The organism is Enterobacter sp. AG326 (assembly GCF_004362415.1).
Classification (GTDB): domain Bacteria; phylum Pseudomonadota; class Gammaproteobacteria; order Enterobacterales; family Enterobacteriaceae; genus Enterobacter; species Enterobacter asburiae.
Map to the genome: position 1 here is coordinate 147,854 of NZ_SNXG01000008.1, position 19,826 is coordinate 167,679.

Genomic DNA, 19,826 nt, shown 5'->3' on the forward strand with positions numbered 1-19,826 from the left:
AAATAACACCCACATAACAGGACAGAAATAAACTCAGTTCAAATTTGAAACACAAATGTTAAGAACTTTGAGCTGGCTCGCACAAGCCAGCAACAAAATTACACTTTTGCGCTATTGTCAGCACCAGAAAGGTATCGTTCTTCAAAGACATCCGAAGGAACAGCAGGGGCAAAAAGGAAGCCTTGTCCGCTCTCCACGCCCGCCTCTGCCAGCCAGGCGCGTTGCGCTTCGGTTTCAATTCCCTCGGCAATAAGATGCAGGTTGAGGCTGCGCGCCATCTGGATAATCGCCTGCACCATGCTGCTGTCGCCCGGCAGACCGTCGACAAACGCTTTATCAATTTTGAGCACATCCACCGGAAGGGTTTTCATGTGCTGAAGCTGACGCAGCCCGGCGTATCCCATGCCAAAATCATCCAGCGCGATGCGAATGCCGGCATTACGCAGCGGTTTCAGAATTGCGACCGCCTGATTAGGGTCGTCGATGCGTCGGCTCTCCGTCACTTCCAGAGTTAACGTATCAGGCTTGATTCGGTAACGATGGATCAGCTCCAGCATCTCTGAAACCATGGTTGGGTGCATAAGCTGCACGGCAGACAAATTGACCGACAGCGGCAGCGTCACGCCGCGCTCCTGCCAGGCAGCAAGCTGACGGCAGGACTCCTCCAGCACCCAGTAGCCAACGGTAACCATCAGGCCGCAGGACTCAATGCGCTCAATCAGCCCTTCCGGTAGCTCCCATGAACCATCCGGCTGCTGCACGCGCAGCAGTGCCTCGGCGCTTTTCACTTCTCCCGTCAGCAAATTCACCTGCGGCTGTAGCCAGAGGGCAAACTGGCGGTTATCCAGCGCAGTCAGGATGTCGCTCTCTTCCGTCAGGCGCTGCTGCGCCTTTTCCATCTCTTCCGGCGCGAAGAACTGGATCTGATTTTTGCCTTTGCGCCGGGCGGTGAACGCCGCCGAGAACGCGCGATGATAAAGCTGCTCTGCCGTTAAATCGCCATAGTACATCGCAATACCGATACTGGCGCTTGGACGAAGCTGAATTCCCTGAATGGGCAACCGCTCATTAACGACAGTGAGTACTTGCTGACCTAAAGTGATCGCATGCCAGGGTTCTTTTACGCCGTTGGCAATCACCACCAGGTCGTAACCGCTGACCTGGGTCAGCACCATGCGCGGGGCAAGGACAGACTTCACTTTTTCGACCAGAGTCAGCAGCAGCATTTCGCGCTGGCTCTCCTTGAGCACGCCAGCCGTGTCCTGCAGGGTTTCACAGGCGATAACCATCAGCGCCGTGGTTTGCTGACGGGCAACGGTCTGCTCCAGCATCGCCATCAGGAAGGCTTTATTAGGAAGCTCAGACACCGGGAAGCGCGTGGCGCTGCTGTTTAGCTCATCCTGCTGGCGCTGGATGCGCTGCTGGTTGAGGTTGTAGCTGCGCACCAGCATACCTATCTCATCGTCATGATGCAGACGCGGTAGCTCAAGCTGATGCCCCATCTGATCCTGCGGCGCAAGCGTATTCAGCTCGCGGGCGATACGGCGCAGCGGATGAACAATCAGCCGGTTAATGCACCAGGTGAGCGCCACGCTGAGGATCAGCGTCATAAGTAAGCAAGTGGTCACTAACGTAACCACCCAACTCATGACGAATTTATACATGCGGTAGGAGTCCGCCTGTAATACCAGGTAGGCCAGCGGCTGCGGGTTGGCAGGGCGTTCAAGCGAATAAACGGGCAGCGAAATCTGCACCGGCAGTTCAAACAGGCGCATCACCATCATCGGGACGGGACGCTCCGGGATAAAGCTCATCCGCAGCGCCTGAAACTGGTTGGGCAAGACCACATCGGCGCGGCTCACGACGCCGGCAGGCTGAATGCGTTTTAAAATGGTTTCCGCTTCGGGAATATCCCCTTTCAGGATAGAGGCAGAGAGAGGGCCGCGCACCGAGCGGGCGATACTTTCTAACTGCGAAGCCGTGTTATAGCGATTCTGCTGTACGGAATGAAACAGCAAAATTACGCAGAAGAGCAGTACAAACAGCATGGTGACGGCAGAAACCATCGCCATCTGTTTGATTGTTAAGGAACGGCTGACACGCAAAATGACTCTCCACAAAACTCGAAGCGCAGGGCGCGCCAGGGTGTAAACCTGGCGCGCCTGAGTATACCCGATTGCCGCGCTATTAAGAGAGACTTACAAATGGATTAAGGAAAATCCGATTACCAGTCCGCGTAAGGGATGAGCGGCTGCGGCGGTAAGTCCATATCGCCCTGCCAGCCTGCAGCAGAGTAACGCACATAGATCAGCGCATGGCTTGGGGTATAGTCTTTCGCTTCCTGAATATCCACGCCCATGCCCACAAACCAGTTGGACGTTACGCGGCGTTCGATAATGGCCCGCGCGGTATAACCCGTGCCTGAGGAACTGCTGCCGGTTTCCATCGCGCCCCGGTCGGTATAGCGGTCTGGCTCATCGGTCGGGATCAGGTTCTGAATCGGGTAGCGCAGCTCGTCTTTGGTTTTAGAGTGAGACCAGGACACTGAGCCACCCAGCTCCCATGACCAGTTCTCCGTGCGTTTACGCCAGGTCACCGGCAGTGCGAAGGAGACATACTCCTGCGGGCTGTAGTAGCCGCCCTGACCCAGGGTATAACCGCTCAGGTCTTTGTCGTAGTGCCAGAGCATATTGGAGACGCCGACCGTCAGGCGCTCGTTGTTTTTATTAATGAGCTTGTAGTAGTAACCCGTCATCCAGCGGACGCGCCAGTTATCTTCCACATTTTTACCCGTCAGCGTTTCCGCGTTCAGGCTTGACCAGACGCCGTTCGCTTCCCCTTTGTCATAGCTCATGCTGACGCCGCCACCGGTGGCACGTACGCCGCCCCAGGTGGTGCCGGTGTTGGTATCTTTTTGCCCGGCGAACGCCAGCAGAGAGCTGGAGATTGGGCGGCGATGGGCGTTAACGGTATAGCCGATGGGGCCCAGATCGCTGCTGTAGCTGATCCCGCCCACCACGTCGACGACGTCAAAGCCCATTGGCGTGGTGCCAATATCCATCGCCCAGGTTTTATTCTGCCAGCCGACGGCGACGCTTGCGCCATTGTCGGACTGATGGGTGTTGCCGCTACACGGCGTTTCGTAGCAGGTCCCCCATTTTGGATCGTAGGTCCCGTTATTGTTATCAAATGAACCGGCGTCCATGTTGACCAGATCGCTTCTGAAGAACATGCGCCCGTCAGACAGCGGGGCATCCACCTGCAGCATGGTGGTGTGCGCTTTCAGGTCGGAATAGCCGCCCGTTCCGCTGGAACCCCAGTAGTCGTGCTGCAGCGTGACGTTAACATCCTGCTGACGGTACAAGTCACCGGCATCACTGCGCACGCCGCGCTTCAGCCAGTCGTCTTTTTCATCGTTACGCGTCAGACGAGTGAAACTGTCGTTGTCGGCCGGACGGGTCGTCGTGACGCCGGACGACACCATCGCGTCTTTATAGGTTTCCAGCGCCTGCTGAGGCTGACCGTTTTGCGCCTGGAAACGCGCGGCATCACGTAACACCAGCGCGTTTTCCATGGAGCCGGGCTGCGATTTAGCCTGCGGAATGATGTTGTTGAAGGTCTGTTCTGCGGCAGCGGAATCGCCCAGTCCTGCCTGCGCCATCGCGACCCGGCGCTGCATGTTGAGCGACTGCGGCTGGCCGTTTTGCGCGGCGGGCAGTTTCGCCAGCTCTGCGCGCGCGGCATCTTTGTCACCCTGCGCGCTATAAATCTCGGTCAGGCCGAGGATCGCGTCTTCGTTCTGCGGTTCACGCTGCAGTACAGCACTGTACGTCGTTTTCGCCGACGCCAGATCGCCACGCTGCTGCGCCCAGTCCGCCAGCGTCAGGTCGATGCGGGTGGAGGTCGGCTGCTGGCGCAGAAGGTTTTCCGCCTCCTGCTCTTTGCCGCTGTCGCGCAGACGGTTGGCGGTTTCCAGCACCTGGTTGCTTTGCAGGCGGTCGGCAAGCTCCTGAATATTGCCGTTCCACTGGCTGCGCGGCAGCGTGTCCAGATGCGCCAGCGCGGCGCGGTCCTGATCGTTGCCGGAAAGATAGAGCCCGTTGGCGTACACCTGATCCGGGTCGGACGGTTTCTGGCTGGCAAGCTGACGCATCAGGGTATCCGCCTGGCTGCGCTGACCCGCGCTGTAGAGATCGCGGGAGAGACGATAGGTTATCCACACGTCGCCGGGAGAGAGCGCCAGACGACGACGCTGAATCTCTGCCGCCTGGGCGTATTTCCCCTGATTTTCCAGCTGTTCTGCCTGAGCGGAGAGCTGCTCGTTGGTCAGGCTGCGTTCAATATCATCGATGCTCCGGCGCTGGCTGGCGGAGAGAGACTGGATAAACTGCGAGGCCTTCTCCGGGGACTGCGCGCGGTAAATATTGGCCAGGCCGCGGACCGCATTGCTGTTGCCGCTGTCCATACGCAGCGCCTGGCGATAGTAACGTTCCGCCGCGTCGTTGTCTTTACGCGCCGCGGCGGCATCGCCCAGCCCCAGCACGGCATAACTGTCGGTATTGTCGATACCGCGCGCCTGCTGATAGTAACGCTCCGCCTGCGCAGGGTTATTCGCCTTCAGGGCCGCATCACCCTGCTGGATCAGCAGCCAGTAGCGGTTAACCTTGAGCAAACTGTCCCATTTACCCCGGTTATCGCTCTGGGGATCGAGGGCGATCGCCTTTTCAAACTGCGCCACCGCGCGGGCGCGGTCGCCTTTCTGGGAATAGGCCTGGCCAAGGGCGCCCACCGCTTCACTGTCGGCATGGTTGGCGCTGACGGCTTTTTGCAGCTCAGCCACAGCCTTACTCCCCTGCCCGGCATCCACCGCCGCCAGCCCTTCCGCTTTCGCGCGGAACGCCGGGTCAGCGAGCTGTTTTTGCTGTTCTTCGAGCTGGGCACGCGCCGCCACGACGCTATCACCACTGCTGAATACGCTCAGGTATTTTTGCAGCGCGCTGACGCTGGCGCTGCTGGCAGGCTGGCCTTTGATTTGGTCATACCACATATCAGACGCCTGGCTGCGCCCGTTGGTCGATTTAGCCATCTCCTGCAATACGGCAAAGCCTTCATCACGGCGTCCGCTCTGGAACAAAAGCTGGGACAGCGTCGCCTGCAGCTGCGTATTTCCGGGGCTGCTGGTGTTGATTTTCTTGAGTTGGTTAATGGCCGCATTCCGGCGAGCGGGGTCTTTCGCCACGACGTTCCAGTATTCCGTCGCCACGTCGCCGCCCGGCGGGTTGCCGTCAAACAGCTTGTCATAGGCTGCAATCGCCTCCTGCGTGTGTCCCGTGGTGGCGAGCAATCGCGCCTGCTGGAGCTGCTGGCGGCCATCCGGGGTGGACAGCAGCATCGTGTTGCGAGATGACTGATACGCACTCGAGCCCGGCGCGATCCCTTTCAGACGATCCAGCTCTTTTTGCGCACCGGCGTTATCGCCCTGGCGCAGCAGGTAGCGAAAGCGTGCGGCAATGACGTCAGGGTTGTTCGGGTCAATCAGCTCAAGACGGTAAAGCGACTGACGAACCAAATCCTCACGCTCTGTCGATTCGCCCAGCCGAACCTGTTCCAGCAGCTGTTTCTGCTGCGGAGAGTTGGCGGCCTCAGCCATCGGCATCAGTGCCAGGCCAAGCGATAAAGTGAGTAGATTTACTGTGAACTTGCGCATTCCTGGCCCCAATCCGGTATTAATTCACCTTTTGCGGTGAAGCGAAAACGATGCTGATCCCATCCTTGCCCAAAGAGAGTCAGCACGTAGCTGTAATAGGCATTATTATCGGGAAAATGGTCTGCAACGCGCTGGCGCTGAACCGCCTGGGCATCACGTTGTTGTAAAAACGGCAGCATGGCGGCAGAGAACCCGACCGGACCATTCCCGGTGCGTTTACCCGTCGCCACATCCACTTTCTCCGGCGGCACACCCCGTTTCATTGTCTTTGCCGCCATCGGCTGGAAGCGCGTCAGCAGCCGGGCTTTCTGAGGATCTTTATCACTCATCATTCCCACCCAGAGATAAACGCGGATGGCATCGTAGCCGCCCACCAGCGATTTATCCTGCTGTAACCGCCACCCTTTGTTTTTCTGATACTGAACCCAGTCCGGCGAAAAACCTTTCGGCGCGCTCTCCAGCAGCAGACGCTGATTGGTTTCACGAAGCTGGGTCCACGGGGTACCAAAACGCGTGAAATAACTCGCTAGCTGCGGAGGAAGATAGCTGGGGTTAAAACGCCAGACGTTTTCATCGGCAAAACCGACTTTACCGGGAAGCAGCATTGCGCCGAGCCCCGGCACTTTCACCACTTCCTCACTGACAATGCGTTTCAGCAGCGCCTTACCCGTGCGGGTATAGTCCGGATGTTTCCACAACCGACCCGCTTCGAGCAGAGACCAGGCGATCCAGACATCGGCGTCAGAGGCGGAGTTGGTATCAATCACCGCCCACGTCTCTTTATCTTTCTGACCCCATAGCCAGGCGGGCAGATGGTCGTTGAGATTGCCGCTGGCAAGATTATCGCGCGTCCAGGTCAGCAGCTGGTCAAACGCGCTGCGATCGTTCGCCGCAAGGGCAAAGAACAAGGCGTAGCTTTGCCCTTCCGAGGTCGTAATTTTGCGCGTGTCGCTGGGATCAACGACACGCCCGCCCTCACTGATGTAATCCTTTTTAAACTGCTCCCAGGCAGGCCAGGTACAGGCGGCGCGAAGAGGAAGCGCCGCCAGCATCAACGCTGCTAATGCACACCAGCGAAAGGCTTTCATCACATCTTACTCATCCGGGTTCAGGCGACGACGGCTGATGATACGCAGCAGACGCCACAGCACCCATGCCAGCAAGACCACGCTGACCGCCGCCAGGATGGCGAGCAGAACCGGATGGTTAGCCAGCGCATACCACAGTCGTTCGAACCACGGCAGATGGCCTACGTAGTACACATCGCCCACGCGCAGGCTATTGACGCCGGACTCACGGATCACCGAAACGGAACCAAACATCGCGGCACGTTTACCGCTGTCGTTCATGGCCGTATTGAGCAATTCATACCCGCGCGGGCTGTCCGCCAGGAGAGCCACCACGCTACGCTGTTCGTTGTAAGGTGACTGGAAGCCCACCACCGCGGCCATTGCCCCCTGAGACGTTACGGTCGTCTGCGCGCTGGCCTGACGGTCATTCACATCCGGCATAATGCTTGGGAACTCGGTCTGGCGCAGCGGCGTGTTAACCCAGGACTGGGCCGCTTTCACCAGCAGATCGATACGTTTGTCATCCTTCAGCTTATCCGGAATAGTGCCGATCACCATGATGTCAGCATCTTTGTTCTGGATCTGGCTGCCATCATCCGTCAACGTGACGTTAATCGCCGGTAATCCCGTCTGTCCCCCAACGGTCGCCATGGTATCCAGGAGGGTCGTTACCTGCCCTTCGCTTGGCGCTTTTGGCATCACAACGATGGACTCAGAGAGATCGGCCATGCGGCTGAACGGGAAGCCCGCGTTAGCAAAGGCGCGCAGATCCGGCATCGCCAGGAAGTGATAGTACTTCGAGAAGTCGATGGTCGACTCATCGCCAATCACAACGTGGTTCTGTACGGGCTGGAAGGTGATGCAGTTTTCCGCCGAGCCGCCAGGCATCGGGTTCATGTACTGGAAGTCAAAGCGCAGCTGGTTTATCGCGCCGAGCTTCAGTGCCGGGATGGAGACATCCGTTTTACCGTCCAGCAGCCCCTGCAACACCGGCAGACGAAGCATCAGGCGGTTAGTATCCTGCGTGCTTTGCAGGCTGAACGATTGCAGGAACTGGTTGTTCAGGCTGATATCCATGCGCGAGCTGTCTTTGGTCGCTGGCGCGGTATACCGGTAGTTCAGGTTGATATCAATGCCGTTGGTACGCAGCAGATACAGATCCGGCGGCAGATTCAGTGACAGGCTAATCGGCGCTGGCTCAAGCCCCGTCGCCTGCAGCTGTTCTTCATAGGTTTTCAGCTCGCCAAATGTCACCGCACGGTCGGTACGCACCCAGTTTGGCGCATCATAAGGTTTACGCGCCAGCAGCGGTTTGACCTCATCCACCACCACGCTGTCACCGCGGAAAAGGACGTTGCCCTGGGCAATCGCTTTTGCGGCCTGCACCAGATCTTTATCGTCGCGGCCAAAGACCACCAGCAGCTTCACGTACGGGTTTTCCGGGTGGCTTATCATCTCAACGGTTGGCGCTTTGACGTCCGGATGATCGCGCAGGAAGGCCGGGCGTTTCGCGTTGGTCGCAAACACAATGGCATTTCTGTCCGGCAGTTTGTCATACATCGCCGGGAAGCTCTGTCCACGCCAGCCAGCACGTGAACCAAACCAGGACGCCACAATGGTGGCCGCCAGCTGCTCGGTCACGTCCGGGGATGATGCAAACACCATCGGCAGCGTGAGCGGACGGTTATCACGCGGATCGAAGAACGGAACCGGGAATGCCGAGAGATCGTTTTTCAGCGCCAGCGACTGGTAGGTCATCTGCAGCGAGGAGTTACGTCCGACGTCCATCCACAGCGTGTTGCTGGCCGGGTTTTCGCAGACATCGCGGTAGTGGCCGACAAATTCCAGACGGATACGGTTAAAGTCGGTGATGAACAGCGGGTTGATCGGCACCTGAGCCTGGGTTTTCTTACCCAGCTGCTCTTTGGTGACCGGCAGTACGTCCATCAGCTCATCATTCAGGTAGACCTTCAGCTGAGACTGCGTCGGCAGCAGAGATGGCGACGGCGTGTATTCCAGGTTCAGCACCGCATTCGAAACGACCTCATCGCTGCGCATGCCAAACTCGATGCCGCCGTTAGGGTTGATGCCGCGCAGCACCATACTGCCCGGAGGCGGTGCAATTTGCGCGAAGGTCAGCTTCACGTCCCGCGACGGCGCATTGTCCGCAACGACGGGCGCATTCGCCCCCCGGACGCCCGGCATCACCTGCCCGATGACCTGGCCGTCTGCCGGCAGGGTGTTCCCCTCCGTTGGCTGGTTCGGCGTGATATTTTCTGTTTGACCGGGTGCCGCGGTGACAACCGGATCGGTTGCCTGCGCGACGACAGGTACCGTTGGCGCAGGCGTTGCCGCTGCGTTACCAGGAGCTGCGTTAGCCATTGTTGCGGGGAGGGCATTCATCCCCATTGCCACTGCACATAACCAGGAAAGTTTTGTTTTCATCGCGTTATCATCATTGTTGAGCCATAACCGGGTCCGCCTGCTTCGCCTCATCCCGCTCAGGACGACGAGGAATGAACGACACGACCCAGGAAACCAGCGAAGTAAGTGACCGGAAAATTAATTTCACCGACGACGGGGCGAATTCTGCAAGGTGACGATAGCCACGGAACCCCAGCTTCAGAATATCCAGCAGGCTTTCCAGAGGTTTATCTTCCGGGAAGCTGTCCTGCCAGAGAGCCCACGTGTCCGCGCGGGCAAACGTACACTGCACAAAATCGATATGTTGCTTTTTGGTCAACGGCATCAGCTGCAAACCGACTTCATTGCCCGCCACTCGAACAACCTGCGTCGGGAAGACATACTCCTGCTGACCGCGCTTAAGCAGCAGGTTAACTTTCTGGCCTTCCAGCACCTTCGCCTGGCCGTTGATTTTGATCCCCAGACCACCGTCAGAGAAGTCGTGCACGGTACAGGAGAAGAGGTGGCCATCTTCACGGGCGATCGCCGCAGGCATGCAGATTTCAACGCGATGCGCACGGCGAACCTGTTTACTCTCCACCGACACCGCTACCGCGCCGCCGAGGATAATCAGGTTGTAGAAGACCCAGGCCATACTCACAAAGACGGTCAGGATTTCGTTTTCCGGGCCGTAGAAGTAACGCCAGATACCGGCGATGACGCCTACGATATTCAGCAATACCAGGAAGATATACGGACGGGAGATCACCCAGTCGACGTACTCTTCTTCTACCAGGCCACCCTTGGCGGTGACGTTAAATTTCCCTTTATGCGGGTTAATCAGCGCCACCATCGTCGGCGGCGCGATATACCAGGCCAGCACCGTCTCGTAGATTTCACTCCAGAAGGAATGGCGGTATTTACCCTGTATCTTCGAGTTCGTCAGGCTCGCGTGGATCATGTGCGGCAGAACAAACAGCGCAATCATCAGCGCCGGGGCGTAAATGATATAAGCGTGAAGGAGCAGGAACGCCAGCGGCGCGGTCAGGAAGATCAGCCGCGGGATACCGGATAAGAAGTGGAACATGGCGTTGACGTAGCAGAGACGTTGCGCCAGCTTGAGCCCTTTCCCTATCAGTGGGTTATCGAGACGGAAAATCTGCACCATGCCGCGCGCCCAGCGAATACGCTGACCAATGTGCGCCGACAGTGACTCCGTTGCCAGACCGGCAGCCTGCGGAATACGCATATACGCCGAGGTATAGCCACGACGGTGCAGGCGCAGAGAGGTGTGCGCATCTTCCGTGACCGTTTCGACGGCGATACCGCCAATTTCATCCAGCGGCTTACGGCGGATAACCGCACACGAGCCGCAGAAGAAGGTGGCATCCCACATGTCGTTCCCGTCCTGCACCAGGCCATAAAACAGGGTGCCTTCGTTCGGGGTTTTGCGGAAGCGGCCAAGGTTACGTTCAAACGGATCCGGCGAGAAGAAGTGGTGCGGCGTCTGCATCATCGCCAGCTCTTTCTCCTTCAGGAACCAGCCCATAGTCATCTGCAGGAACGAGCGCGTCGGCACGTGGTCACAGTCAAAGATCGAGACAAACTCCCCTGTGGCATACTTCAACGCGTTGTTGATGTTCCCGGCTTTCGCATGCTCGTGAGTCGGACGGGCGATGTACTCGACGCCAACCTCCTCTGCGAACTGGCGGAACGCCGGACGGTTGCCGTCATCCAGGATCCAGACCTTGAGCTTGTCTTTCGGCCAGTCGATGCCCAGCGCGGCATAAATGGTGTTTTTCACCACGCTCAAATCTTCGTTGTAGGTCGGTACAAAGAGATCAACAGACGGCCACTGCGCGGTGTCTTTTGGCAGCGGAACCGGCTGGCGGTTGAGCGGCCAAATAACCTGGAAATAGCCCAGCACCAGTACAATCCAGGCGTAGGTTTCGGCAAACAGCAGCACCAGGCCGCACACCAGGCTGACCGGGTCGTCCCAGTTCAGGGTTGAGGTATAACGCCACCAGATGTAGCGACAGGAGACGGTCAACGACAACACAATCAGCATCAGCGCCGAGAAGCGGCCTGGAATACGGCGGACCAGCAGCGCCACGCCCCACAGCAGGATCAGGAAGGTGAACTGCGCCAGAGGGTTGAAAGGTTGCGTAATACAGACCAGCGCCAGAATGAGCGAGAACACGACGATCACGCCGAGGATAAAGCGCCGCAGGCCCGGGTGGAGATGCCCGAGCTCTTTGTGGTTATCCAGATGGCTGGTCTTATCGCTTACGCTGTTGGGCAGCCTGTCCAGCCACTGGTGGTAACGTTCACGTAACTGCTGCACGCGGGAGAAGCTGCGCCAGTGCGGCGTTATTTTCTCTGAGCGGGATGACGTGACCACCAGCCAGATGGCTTGAATGAGATAGCGTGCCGGATCCAAAGGACGCGGCCGGTTGGGATTAATGTGCGGATACAGCTCACTGTGCCGGGCACGTATGCGCTGCCAGCGCGGGTGTTCGAGGGGAATAAACATCCAGGCCAGAATCATCCAGAAGCAGCCGAGCGCGGCGCTAAATGCCGAAGCACCGTGTCGGCGGAAATGCCGGTAATGTTCGCTCAAACGCGAACTGACCGGTGGGATGAGTAACCAGCTGGCGAGACGACTCATACAGAACTCCCTGCATGCTCCGCCCTGTTGGCGAAGTTCAGCAGACACCAGTTAGCCAGCGTCAGGATCTCTTCTGCCGCCAGTGAATCGCTGCGGTATTCGCCGAGCGGTTGCTTAGACGCAAGGCATTCCGCCATCCCCTCATCACGATGGATGACAATGGGAAGCAGACGGCGCTGGCTTTGCAGCCAGACCTGATACAGATCGTCCTGAATCTGGCTGCCAATGCGCAAATCGTTAATCAGAAGGTGAGCGTTCTGAGGCAGCCCCTGCTGATGCAGGCGGATATGGCAGTTCGCATCGACGTTGACGATGGAAAGTATATGATCGCACTGGGCGATAAGCTGTCGGGTCAGCGTGCCGGCGCCGTGCGGCAGATCCAGCAGGATCCACTTGTAGTGCCCCTTTTCTTTCAGGGTTTGCAGCGCCAGCGTGAACTGTGAAAACAAGCGCTGATACGCGGCTTCATTCTCGCGTTCCGTGGTGGTCAGTTGCCCAAACGGCAGCAGATCAAGCTGGGAGGTATAGCGCATCCCTGCATCCTGCCAGTCTTTATCATCAAGCAGTGCCCGGGCCCAGCCCTCTTCACGAGAAAAGTCGACGTTAAACGACATACGCAACAAATTATCGGCGCAGGCGTCAATAACCAGCACCGATTCACCTAAAAGCTGTAATGACCACGCCAGCGCCGCGGTAACTGATGTGGTACCCACACCGCCACGGACACCCTGTAATCCGAGTATGGCCATCAATGGCTCCCTTATTGTTGATGGGCGAATTCAGCTAATAACGGCCAGCGTTTAATAGCCGCGGCCAACTGTTCCCGCTGGGAAATATCGGTGTAATCTATTTCAGGTAAAGAAAAGGCCTGCGTCAGCGCCAGAAAATCGTTTTGGAATGTGTAACCCAGAGTCGAGTCGACTGGGGTTCCAGGTTCGTTATTATCCATTCTTTTTCCATCCCTTTAAGGAAAATCGCACGCTAAAGAACTTGCGAGGCTTCCTGCCCTGACAAATTTCATTTACATGCTAAATCTGATGTTCTTTAATTTCAATGTTAGGTTTATTTCTACGCTTTCGCTAGTAAACTGAGATACAGATAAATTAGACGAAAAGAGGGACACCGTGGACTCCATATTTTCTATTGGCATCCAGTCATTATGGGACGAATTGAGCCACATGCCAGTCGGAGGAGTCTGGTGGATTAATACGGACCGTAATGAAGATGCTATCAGTCTGGTAAACCAGACAATTGCTGCTCAGGATAAGGATTCCCGCGTGGCCGTCATTAGCATGGGCGAAGATCCGAAGAAAATTATTACGCTTGAAAGTGGTCGCGGCCCCCAGACGGTGCGATTATTTTCCATGACATCGGAAGCCGATAGTCTATACTTTTTGTCCCGCGACGTTCAGTGCTCTATTGATCCGGATCACTATTTAGTGATTCTAAAATGTGCAAATAACGTCCTGCAAAATATGCCCGCTGAAAAACTACTGCCGTGGCTGGAAAAAATCAATAAATGGGCAAAATTTCAAAATTGCACGCTATTGATAGTCAATCCCGGCAGTAATAATGACAAGCTGTTTTCACTTTTAATGGGCGAATATCGCTCCCTGTTCGGCCTGGCAAGCGTTCGTGACCAGGCAGGCAGCTATCTCTACGATATTGCATTCTGGTGTAATGAAAAAGGCGTGAGCGCCAGGCAACAGCTTACGCTGAAACATATCGAGGGCGAGTGGCACCTGGCGCAGCAGGAAGAAACCGTGGTGCAACCGCGCAGTGATGAAAAACGCATCCTGAGCCATATCGCGGTTTTAGAGGGGGCACCCGCCCTGTCGGAAAACTGGACGCTGTTTGATTCTAACGAAGCCCTTTTCCATGAAGCCCGCACAACCCAGGCGGCAACCCTTATTTTCTCGCTGATGCAGAATAACCAGATTGAGACGCTGGCACGGCAAATCCACACCTTACGCCGCCAGCGCGGCAGTGCGTTGAAAATCATCGTGCGCGAAAATAATACCAGCCTGCGCGCCACCGATGAGCGCCTGCTTCTGGGCTGCGGTGCCAATATGGTTATTCCATGGAATGCGCCGTTGTCACGCTGCCTGACGCTTATCGAAAGCGTTCAGGGCCAGCAGTTTAGCCGCCACGTACCGGAAGATATTTCCACGCTGCTCTCCATGACGCAGCCGATGAAGCTGCGTGGGTACCAAAAATGGGATACCTTCTGCGACGCCGTGGGCAACATGATGAACAACACGCTTCTTCCTGCTGACGGAAAAGGGGTCATGGTTGCCCTGCGTCCTGTACCGGGTATTCGCGTTGAACAGGCTCTCACCTTATGTCGCCCGAACCGTACTGGGGACATCATGACCATTGGCGACAATCGCCTGGTGCTGTTTTTGTCCTTCTGCCGGGTAAACGATCTCGATACGGCGCTTAACCACATCTTCCCCCTGCCTACAGGGGATATTTTCTCGAACCGTATGATTTGGTTCGAAGATAATACGATTAGCGCGGAGCTGGTGCAGATGCGTGCGCTCCAGCCTGAACAATGGGCCAAACCGCTCGCAATCAAGAGCGATGCCAAACCGATCCTCAATGCCAGGCATGATGGACACGTCTGGCGTCGGGTTCCGGAACCCCTTCGCTTACTAACAGACAACGCGGAGAACGCATCATCATGAACATCAGCGATATCATTCAACTGGTTATATTCTGTGCGCTGATCTTTTTCCCGCTTGGCTACTATGCGCGCCATTCCATACGCCGTATCCGCGATACGGCCAGAGTGCTGTTTATTAAACCTCGCTATGTAAAACCAGCCGGAACACTGACACGGGCATCACACGTCAAGGCAGACCGAAAACATGACTAATTCTACCTATACCGCTTCGTCACCCTCGCCGCTCTGGCAATACTGGCGCGGCCTTTCCGGCTGGAACTTCTACTTTCTGGTGAAGTTTGGCCTGCTGTGGGCAGGCTATTTGAATTTCCATCCCCTTCTCAACCTGGTGTTTATGGCCTTCCTGCTGATGCCGCTGCCGAATATCAGGCTACATCGCTTGCGCCACTGGGTTGCTATACCTGTCGGCTTTGCGCTGTTCTGGCATGATACCTGGCTACCGGGGCCGGACAGCATTATGAGCCAGGGGTCGCAGGTGGCGGGCTTTAGCGCCAGCTATGTCCTCGATCTGACCGAGCGCTTTATTAACTGGCAGATGATTGGCGCGGTATTTGTGCTGCTGGTTGCCTGGCTGTTCCTGTCGCAGTGGATCCGCGTCACGGTGTTTGTGGTCGCGATTATGATCTGGCTTAACGTGCTGACGCTGGCTGGGCCGAACTTTTCGCTGTGGCCTGCCGGTCAACCGACCACCACGGTGACCACCACAGGGGGAAGCGCGGCGGCAACCGTCACAACGGCAGGCGATACGCCTGTGGTGGGCGATATCCCAACCCAGACCGCACCGCCGACCTCAACCAACCTGAACGCCTGGCTCTCCAGTTTCTATACTGCGGAAGACAAGCGACAGACTAAATTCCCGGATGCGCTGCCGGCGGATGCTCAGCCGTTTGAACTGCTGGTGATCAACATCTGCTCTCTCTCCTGGGCCGACGTGGACGCCGCCGGTTTGATGTCTCATCCGCTGTGGTCACATTTCGACATTCAGTTTAAAGATTTCAACTCTGCCACCTCGTACAGCGGCCCTGCTGCGATCCGCCTGCTGCGTGCAAGCTGCGGTCAGACATCGCATAAAAACCTGTATCAACCCGCCGGCAACCAGTGTTATCTGTTCGATAACCTTGCAAAGCTGGGATTTACGCAGCATCTGATGCTGGGGCATAACGGCCAGTTCGGTAACTTCCTGAAAGAGGTGCGCGAAGAGGGTGGCATGCAGTCACCGCTGATGGACCAAACCGGTCTTCCTGTCTCTCTGCTGGGCTTCGACGGTTCGCCCGTTTATGACGATACCGCCGTCCTGCAACGCTGGCTGCAGACCATCGAAAAAGACAGTAACCCGCGCAGCGCGACGTTCTTTAATACCCTGCCGCTCCACGACGGTAACCATTTCCCGGGCGTGAGCAAAACGGCAGATTATAAAGTGCGTGCGCAGAAATTCTTCGACGAGCTGGACGCGTTCTTCACGGAGCTGGAAAAATCAGGCCGTAAAGTGATGGTGGTTGTGGTGCCTGAGCACGGTGGTGCGCTGAAAGGTGACAGAATGCAGGTGTCAGGCCTGCGTGATATCCCAAGCCCGTCCATCACCAACGTGCCTGCAGGTATTAAATTCTTTGGGATGAAGGCACCGCATCAGGGCGCACCGATTGAGATTACACAGCCAACCAGCTATCTGGCGATTTCAGAACTGGTTGCCCGCGCCGTTGACGGGAAGCTGTTTGTGGAAGATAGCGTGAACTGGGATCAGCTCACCAGCAAACTGCCGCAAACAGCGGAAGTCTCAGAGAACGCTAACGCGGTCGTCATTCAATATCAAAACAAACCTTACGTTCGCCTGAACGGCGGGGATTGGGTACCGTATCCGCAGTAACACGGTATGACGTCCCTCTCCCCATCGGGGAGAGGGACAATGTCAACATTATTGCTGGGCGATCCACACCAGCATTTTCAGACTTGCCGAATAGTAGTCGTCTTTAGAGGTGATTTCGGGTTCACCGGAAGACTGCCCCATCGTGAAATCACGTACAGCCAGCAGGCCGCCTTCCATCATGTAGGGCGCATATTCGTTGGTCGTGACGTTAACCCAGGCGGGAGTTTGTTCCCGGGAAAACTGTCCGAACCAGGCCTTCCACGGCGTCAGCAGCGGGCTTTGCTTATCAGACCAGGCGACGTACAGCGGAACACGAATCGCGTCATAGCTCATTCGCGGCGGCCAGCCTTTAGCAGGTGCCAGCTTGCCACCTGATGCCAGTGAAACCCAGTCAGTGGGCAGATTCGCTTTACCCGAACCCATTTTCCCCAGCAGGCGTTTCCCGTCCTTAATCAAATCGCGCCAGACCGGCAAATGACTGCGTCTGGAGAAGGCCTGCCAGGCCGGAAACACGAAATAGGAAGGATTAAGGACCACTTCACCCTCAAGCTTAAACCCCTGGACGCCGGGCAGCATCACGCGGTAACCAGCATAGCGGATCACGCTATGGTCAATCAGTGCTTTTGTAATTGCATCCGATGCGGCGCTGTAGCGTTTGTCATGCCAGCGGGCGTCGGCTTTCAGCAACGCCCAGGCAATTAGCACGTCGCCATCTGCAGCGTTGTTTTTGTCGGCGACCGGGTTGGACTCAGCAGGATTATAGCGCCAGTAAAACAGACCATTTTCTTTGTTCTTCAGCTGACTGTCTGTCCATTGCCAGAGCTTATCAAACGTGGCTTTATCGTCGTTGGCCACCGCCATCAGCATGGCAAAACCCTGACCTTCCGTATGCGACACGCCGCCATTGCCGGTATCGACAATGCGGCCTTCCGGTTTGAAAAAGCGGGCCTTGTAACTCTCCCAGGCCCGATCCGCATGAGAGAGAGGCGAGAACAGCAGACTCATCATGACGGCCAGCGTTGCGCACACGGGTTTTCGCATAATTAACTCGATCCGGTTATTCGGCACTTCGCAGTGAAATCTCACCGCCCATCCAGGGTTTAATTACGCCATCCTGTTCCAGGAGCAGCGCGCCCTGTGCGTCAATACCGCGTGAAGTCCCGTAGATCTCTTTATCACCAATCAGCAGTTTCACCGGGCGGTTAATGAAGTTATCCAGCTTTTCCCAACGAGACAGGAACGGTGCCAGCCCTTCCTGCTCAAAAAGCGTGAGTGAACTGCGCAACTCTTTAATCATACGCACGGCAAGGGTGTTACGATCGATGACGATCCCCGCCTCCTGGAGGTTAGTCCAGGCCTGATTCACCACATCATTTTGTACATTGCGCATTACCATATTAAGGCCTGCGCCAATGACGATTTGCGCCGCATCGCCCGTTTTTCCCGTCAGTTCGACCAGAATGCCGGCAAGTTTACGATCGTTGAGGTAGAGGTCATTAGGCCACTTAACACGTACCTTATCCGCTCCCAGATCGTGCAGCACTTCCGCCATGACGATGCCGATGACCAGACTCAGGCCAATGGCAGCGGCCGGGCCCTGATCGAGTCGCCAGTACATGGACAAATAGAGGTTAGCGCCAAATGGCGAAAACCATTTGCGACCGCGACGGCCGCGACCGGCCTGTTGATATTCAGCAACGCAGGCATCGCCGGATGTCAGCTCAGGCAGACGATCCAGAAGATACTGGTTCGTCGAATCAATCACCGGCAGCACCGCAACATTGCCGTGTCCGATCTGGCTGCGGATCGTTTCTTCATTCAGCAATTGAATCGGCTCCGGCAGACTGTAGCCTTTTCCGGGAACCGTGAACACATCAACACCCCAGTCGCGAAGCGTCTGGATATGTTTATTGATAGCAGCACGGCTCATGCCAAGCTGTTCACCCAGCTGCTCGCCAGAATGAAACTCACCGTCAGCAAGGATGCTAATCAGGGTTAAGGGAATGGTATTGTCCTTCACGCGATAGCCTCCACGGCATTAACTTCACCTGTGCAGCCAATGAAGCGAACTTCTGGCTCCAGCCAGACGTTAAACTTTTCGCCCACACGCTGACGAACATAATGAGCCAGCTGTATAACATCATCGCTGGTCGCATCGCGTTGATTAATCAGTACCAGGGCCTGCTGCTGGTGAACGGCGGCACCGCCTACTGAAGTGCCTTTTAGCTGGCATTGATCGATAAGCCATCCCGCGGCAAGCTTCACGCTGCCATCCGCCTGAGGGTAATGTGGCGCGGCTGGCCATCCTTCAAGAAAGACTTTTGCATTTTCGCTGCTGATAACCGGGTTTTTGAAGAAACTGCCGGCGTTTCCGTTTACTTTTGGATCGGGAAGTTTGGTCATCCGCATATGGCAAACCGAGTCAAAAACGTCGCGGGCGGTTACGGTAGCCGGATCGAGACGCGTTAAATCCCCGTAGGTCAACACGGGCTGCCAGTTCTTCGACAGGCGCAGACCTACGGCGACAATCACGTAGCGATCCTGATATTCATGTTTGAAGATACTGTCACGATAGCCAAACCGGCACTGTTCCGCCGTTAATCGCTTAGCCGTTCCGGTCGCCAGTTCGATGCAGTCGACATATTCGCAGACATGTTTCAGTTCGATGCCGTAGGCACCGATGTTTTGAATAGGTGACGATCCGGCGCAGCCTGGAATAAGCGCAAGGTTTTCCAGGCCCGGCATCCCTTTTTCGAGGGTGAATTGCACCAGATGATGCCAGTTTTCTCCGGCCCCCACGTGTAGGTGCCAGCTGTCGGCACGCTCTTCAACATCAATCCCCATGATGCGGTTAACGATCACCGTTCCCGCAAAGTCATCGAGAAACAGGACATTACTTCCTTCGCCCAGAATCAGTACGGGTTCATTATTTTCTGTCGCGTTTTGCCATGCATCCAGCAGCTGCTGTGCAGTATCGGCACGTACAATTTGATTAGCATTGCGTTGAATGCCAAAGGTATTCCAGGGCTTAAGGGAGTGGTTCATAGACGCTATCCTGATGCAAAAACGCAGGTAGTTTACCGTATAAGCAGGGCGTTGGGGGATTAGTTTGTGCAGCGTATAAACGCAAAAAGGCCATCCTTACGGATGGCCTCTTCACTTATTTGATGCCTGGCAGTTCCCTACTCTCACATGGGGAGACCCCACACTACCATCGGCGCTACGGCGTTTCACTTCTGAGTTCGGCATGGGGTCAGGTGGGACCACCGCGCTAAAGCCGCCAGGCAAATTCTGTTAATCTGTATCAAAGCTGAAAATCTTCTGTCTCTCGTCCGCCGAAACAGCTTCGGCGTTGTAAGGTTAAGCCTCACGGTTCATTAGTATCGGTTAGCTCAACGCATCGCTGCGCTTACACACCCGACCTATCA

13 protein-coding genes and 1 rRNA gene are annotated in these 19,826 nt (G+C 56.3%); 3 read left to right on the forward strand and 11 right to left on the reverse strand.

Annotated elements, in window-relative coordinates; translation table 11 throughout:
* Window positions 1–98: 98 nt before the first annotated feature.
* The 7 genes from hmsP to bcsR all read right to left on the reverse strand — a co-directional run bounded on the left by hmsP (window position 99) and on the right by bcsR (window position 12,797).
* Entirely contained in the window at window positions 99–2,105 is a 2,007-nt protein-coding gene (gene hmsP / locus DFO52_RS19895) for a biofilm formation regulator HmsP (RefSeq protein ID WP_133551051.1), read from the reverse strand.
* Between the two features lie 119 nt (window positions 2,106–2,224).
* Entirely contained in the window at window positions 2,225–5,707 is a 3,483-nt protein-coding gene (bcsC, locus tag DFO52_RS19900) for a cellulose synthase complex outer membrane protein BcsC (protein WP_133551052.1), read from the reverse strand.
* Complete coding sequence (gene bcsZ, locus DFO52_RS19905; protein WP_047646780.1) at window positions 5,689–6,795, reverse strand: cellulose synthase complex periplasmic endoglucanase BcsZ; 1,107 nt, start codon at window positions 6,793–6,795, stop codon at window positions 5,689–5,691. Before bcsZ ends, bcsC begins: the two co-directional genes overlap by 19 nt.
* A 6-nt stretch (window positions 6,796–6,801) precedes the next feature.
* Window positions 6,802–9,222 (reverse strand): cellulose biosynthesis cyclic di-GMP-binding regulatory protein BcsB, encoded by a 2,421-nt coding sequence (gene bcsB, locus DFO52_RS19910; RefSeq protein WP_133551053.1) that lies wholly within the window; start codon window positions 9,220–9,222, stop codon window positions 6,802–6,804.
* A 10-nt stretch (window positions 9,223–9,232) separates the two neighbouring features.
* Entirely contained in the window at window positions 9,233–11,848 is a 2,616-nt protein-coding gene (bcsA, locus tag DFO52_RS19915; protein ID WP_029740462.1) for a UDP-forming cellulose synthase catalytic subunit, read from the reverse strand.
* Window positions 11,845–12,597, reverse strand: coding sequence for a cellulose biosynthesis protein BcsQ (gene bcsQ, locus DFO52_RS19920; protein WP_023333774.1), 753 nt, complete (start codon window positions 12,595–12,597; stop codon window positions 11,845–11,847). Before bcsQ ends, bcsA begins: the two co-directional genes overlap by 4 nt.
* Before the next feature lie 11 nt (window positions 12,598–12,608).
* On the reverse strand, window positions 12,609–12,797 hold the full coding sequence (gene bcsR, locus DFO52_RS19925; RefSeq protein ID WP_008503237.1) for a cellulose biosynthesis protein BcsR: 189 nt from the start codon (window positions 12,795–12,797) through the stop codon (window positions 12,609–12,611).
* Window positions 12,798–12,972: 175 nt separating this feature from the next.
* Here bcsR and bcsE point away from each other — a divergent pair, with 175 nt between their 5' ends.
* Genes bcsE through bcsG form a run of 3 tightly spaced genes read left to right on the forward strand, consistent with a single transcriptional unit; the run spans window position 12,973 to window position 16,398 of the window.
* Window positions 12,973–14,535 carry a cellulose biosynthesis c-di-GMP-binding protein BcsE gene (gene bcsE / locus DFO52_RS19930; protein WP_029740464.1) on the forward strand — a complete coding sequence of 521 codons (1,563 nt, stop codon included), beginning with the start codon at window positions 12,973–12,975 and terminating at the stop codon, window positions 14,533–14,535.
* A complete protein-coding gene (gene bcsF / locus DFO52_RS19935) occupies window positions 14,529–14,726 on the forward strand; it encodes a cellulose biosynthesis protein BcsF (RefSeq protein ID WP_024908822.1) in 198 nt (65 codons plus the stop codon). The genes bcsE and bcsF overlap by 7 nt, the downstream gene beginning before the upstream one ends.
* Complete coding sequence (gene bcsG, locus DFO52_RS19940; protein WP_048992966.1) at window positions 14,719–16,398, forward strand: cellulose biosynthesis protein BcsG; 1,680 nt, start codon at window positions 14,719–14,721, stop codon at window positions 16,396–16,398. Before bcsF ends, bcsG begins: the two co-directional genes overlap by 8 nt.
* Before the next feature lie 48 nt (window positions 16,399–16,446).
* Here the strand turns inward: bcsG and DFO52_RS19945 are convergent, their stop codons facing one another.
* From DFO52_RS19945 to rrf, 4 genes are all read right to left on the reverse strand, one after another.
* Window positions 16,447–17,439, reverse strand: coding sequence for a glycosyl hydrolase family 8 (locus tag DFO52_RS19945; RefSeq protein ID WP_047646779.1), 993 nt, complete (start codon window positions 17,437–17,439; stop codon window positions 16,447–16,449).
* Between the two features lie 16 nt (window positions 17,440–17,455).
* Window positions 17,456–18,418, reverse strand: a complete 963-nt coding sequence (gene birA / locus DFO52_RS19950) for a bifunctional biotin--[acetyl-CoA-carboxylase] ligase/biotin operon repressor BirA (protein WP_029740467.1) — start codon at window positions 18,416–18,418, stop codon at window positions 17,456–17,458.
* Window positions 18,415–19,443, reverse strand: a complete 1,029-nt coding sequence (murB, locus tag DFO52_RS19955; protein ID WP_133551054.1) for a UDP-N-acetylmuramate dehydrogenase — start codon at window positions 19,441–19,443, stop codon at window positions 18,415–18,417. The genes birA and murB overlap by 4 nt, the downstream gene beginning before the upstream one ends.
* A gap of 124 nt (window positions 19,444–19,567) precedes the next feature.
* Window positions 19,568–19,683: ribosomal RNA gene (gene rrf, locus DFO52_RS19960) — 5S ribosomal RNA — on the reverse strand.
* Between the last annotated feature and the right edge of the window lie 143 nt (window positions 19,684–19,826).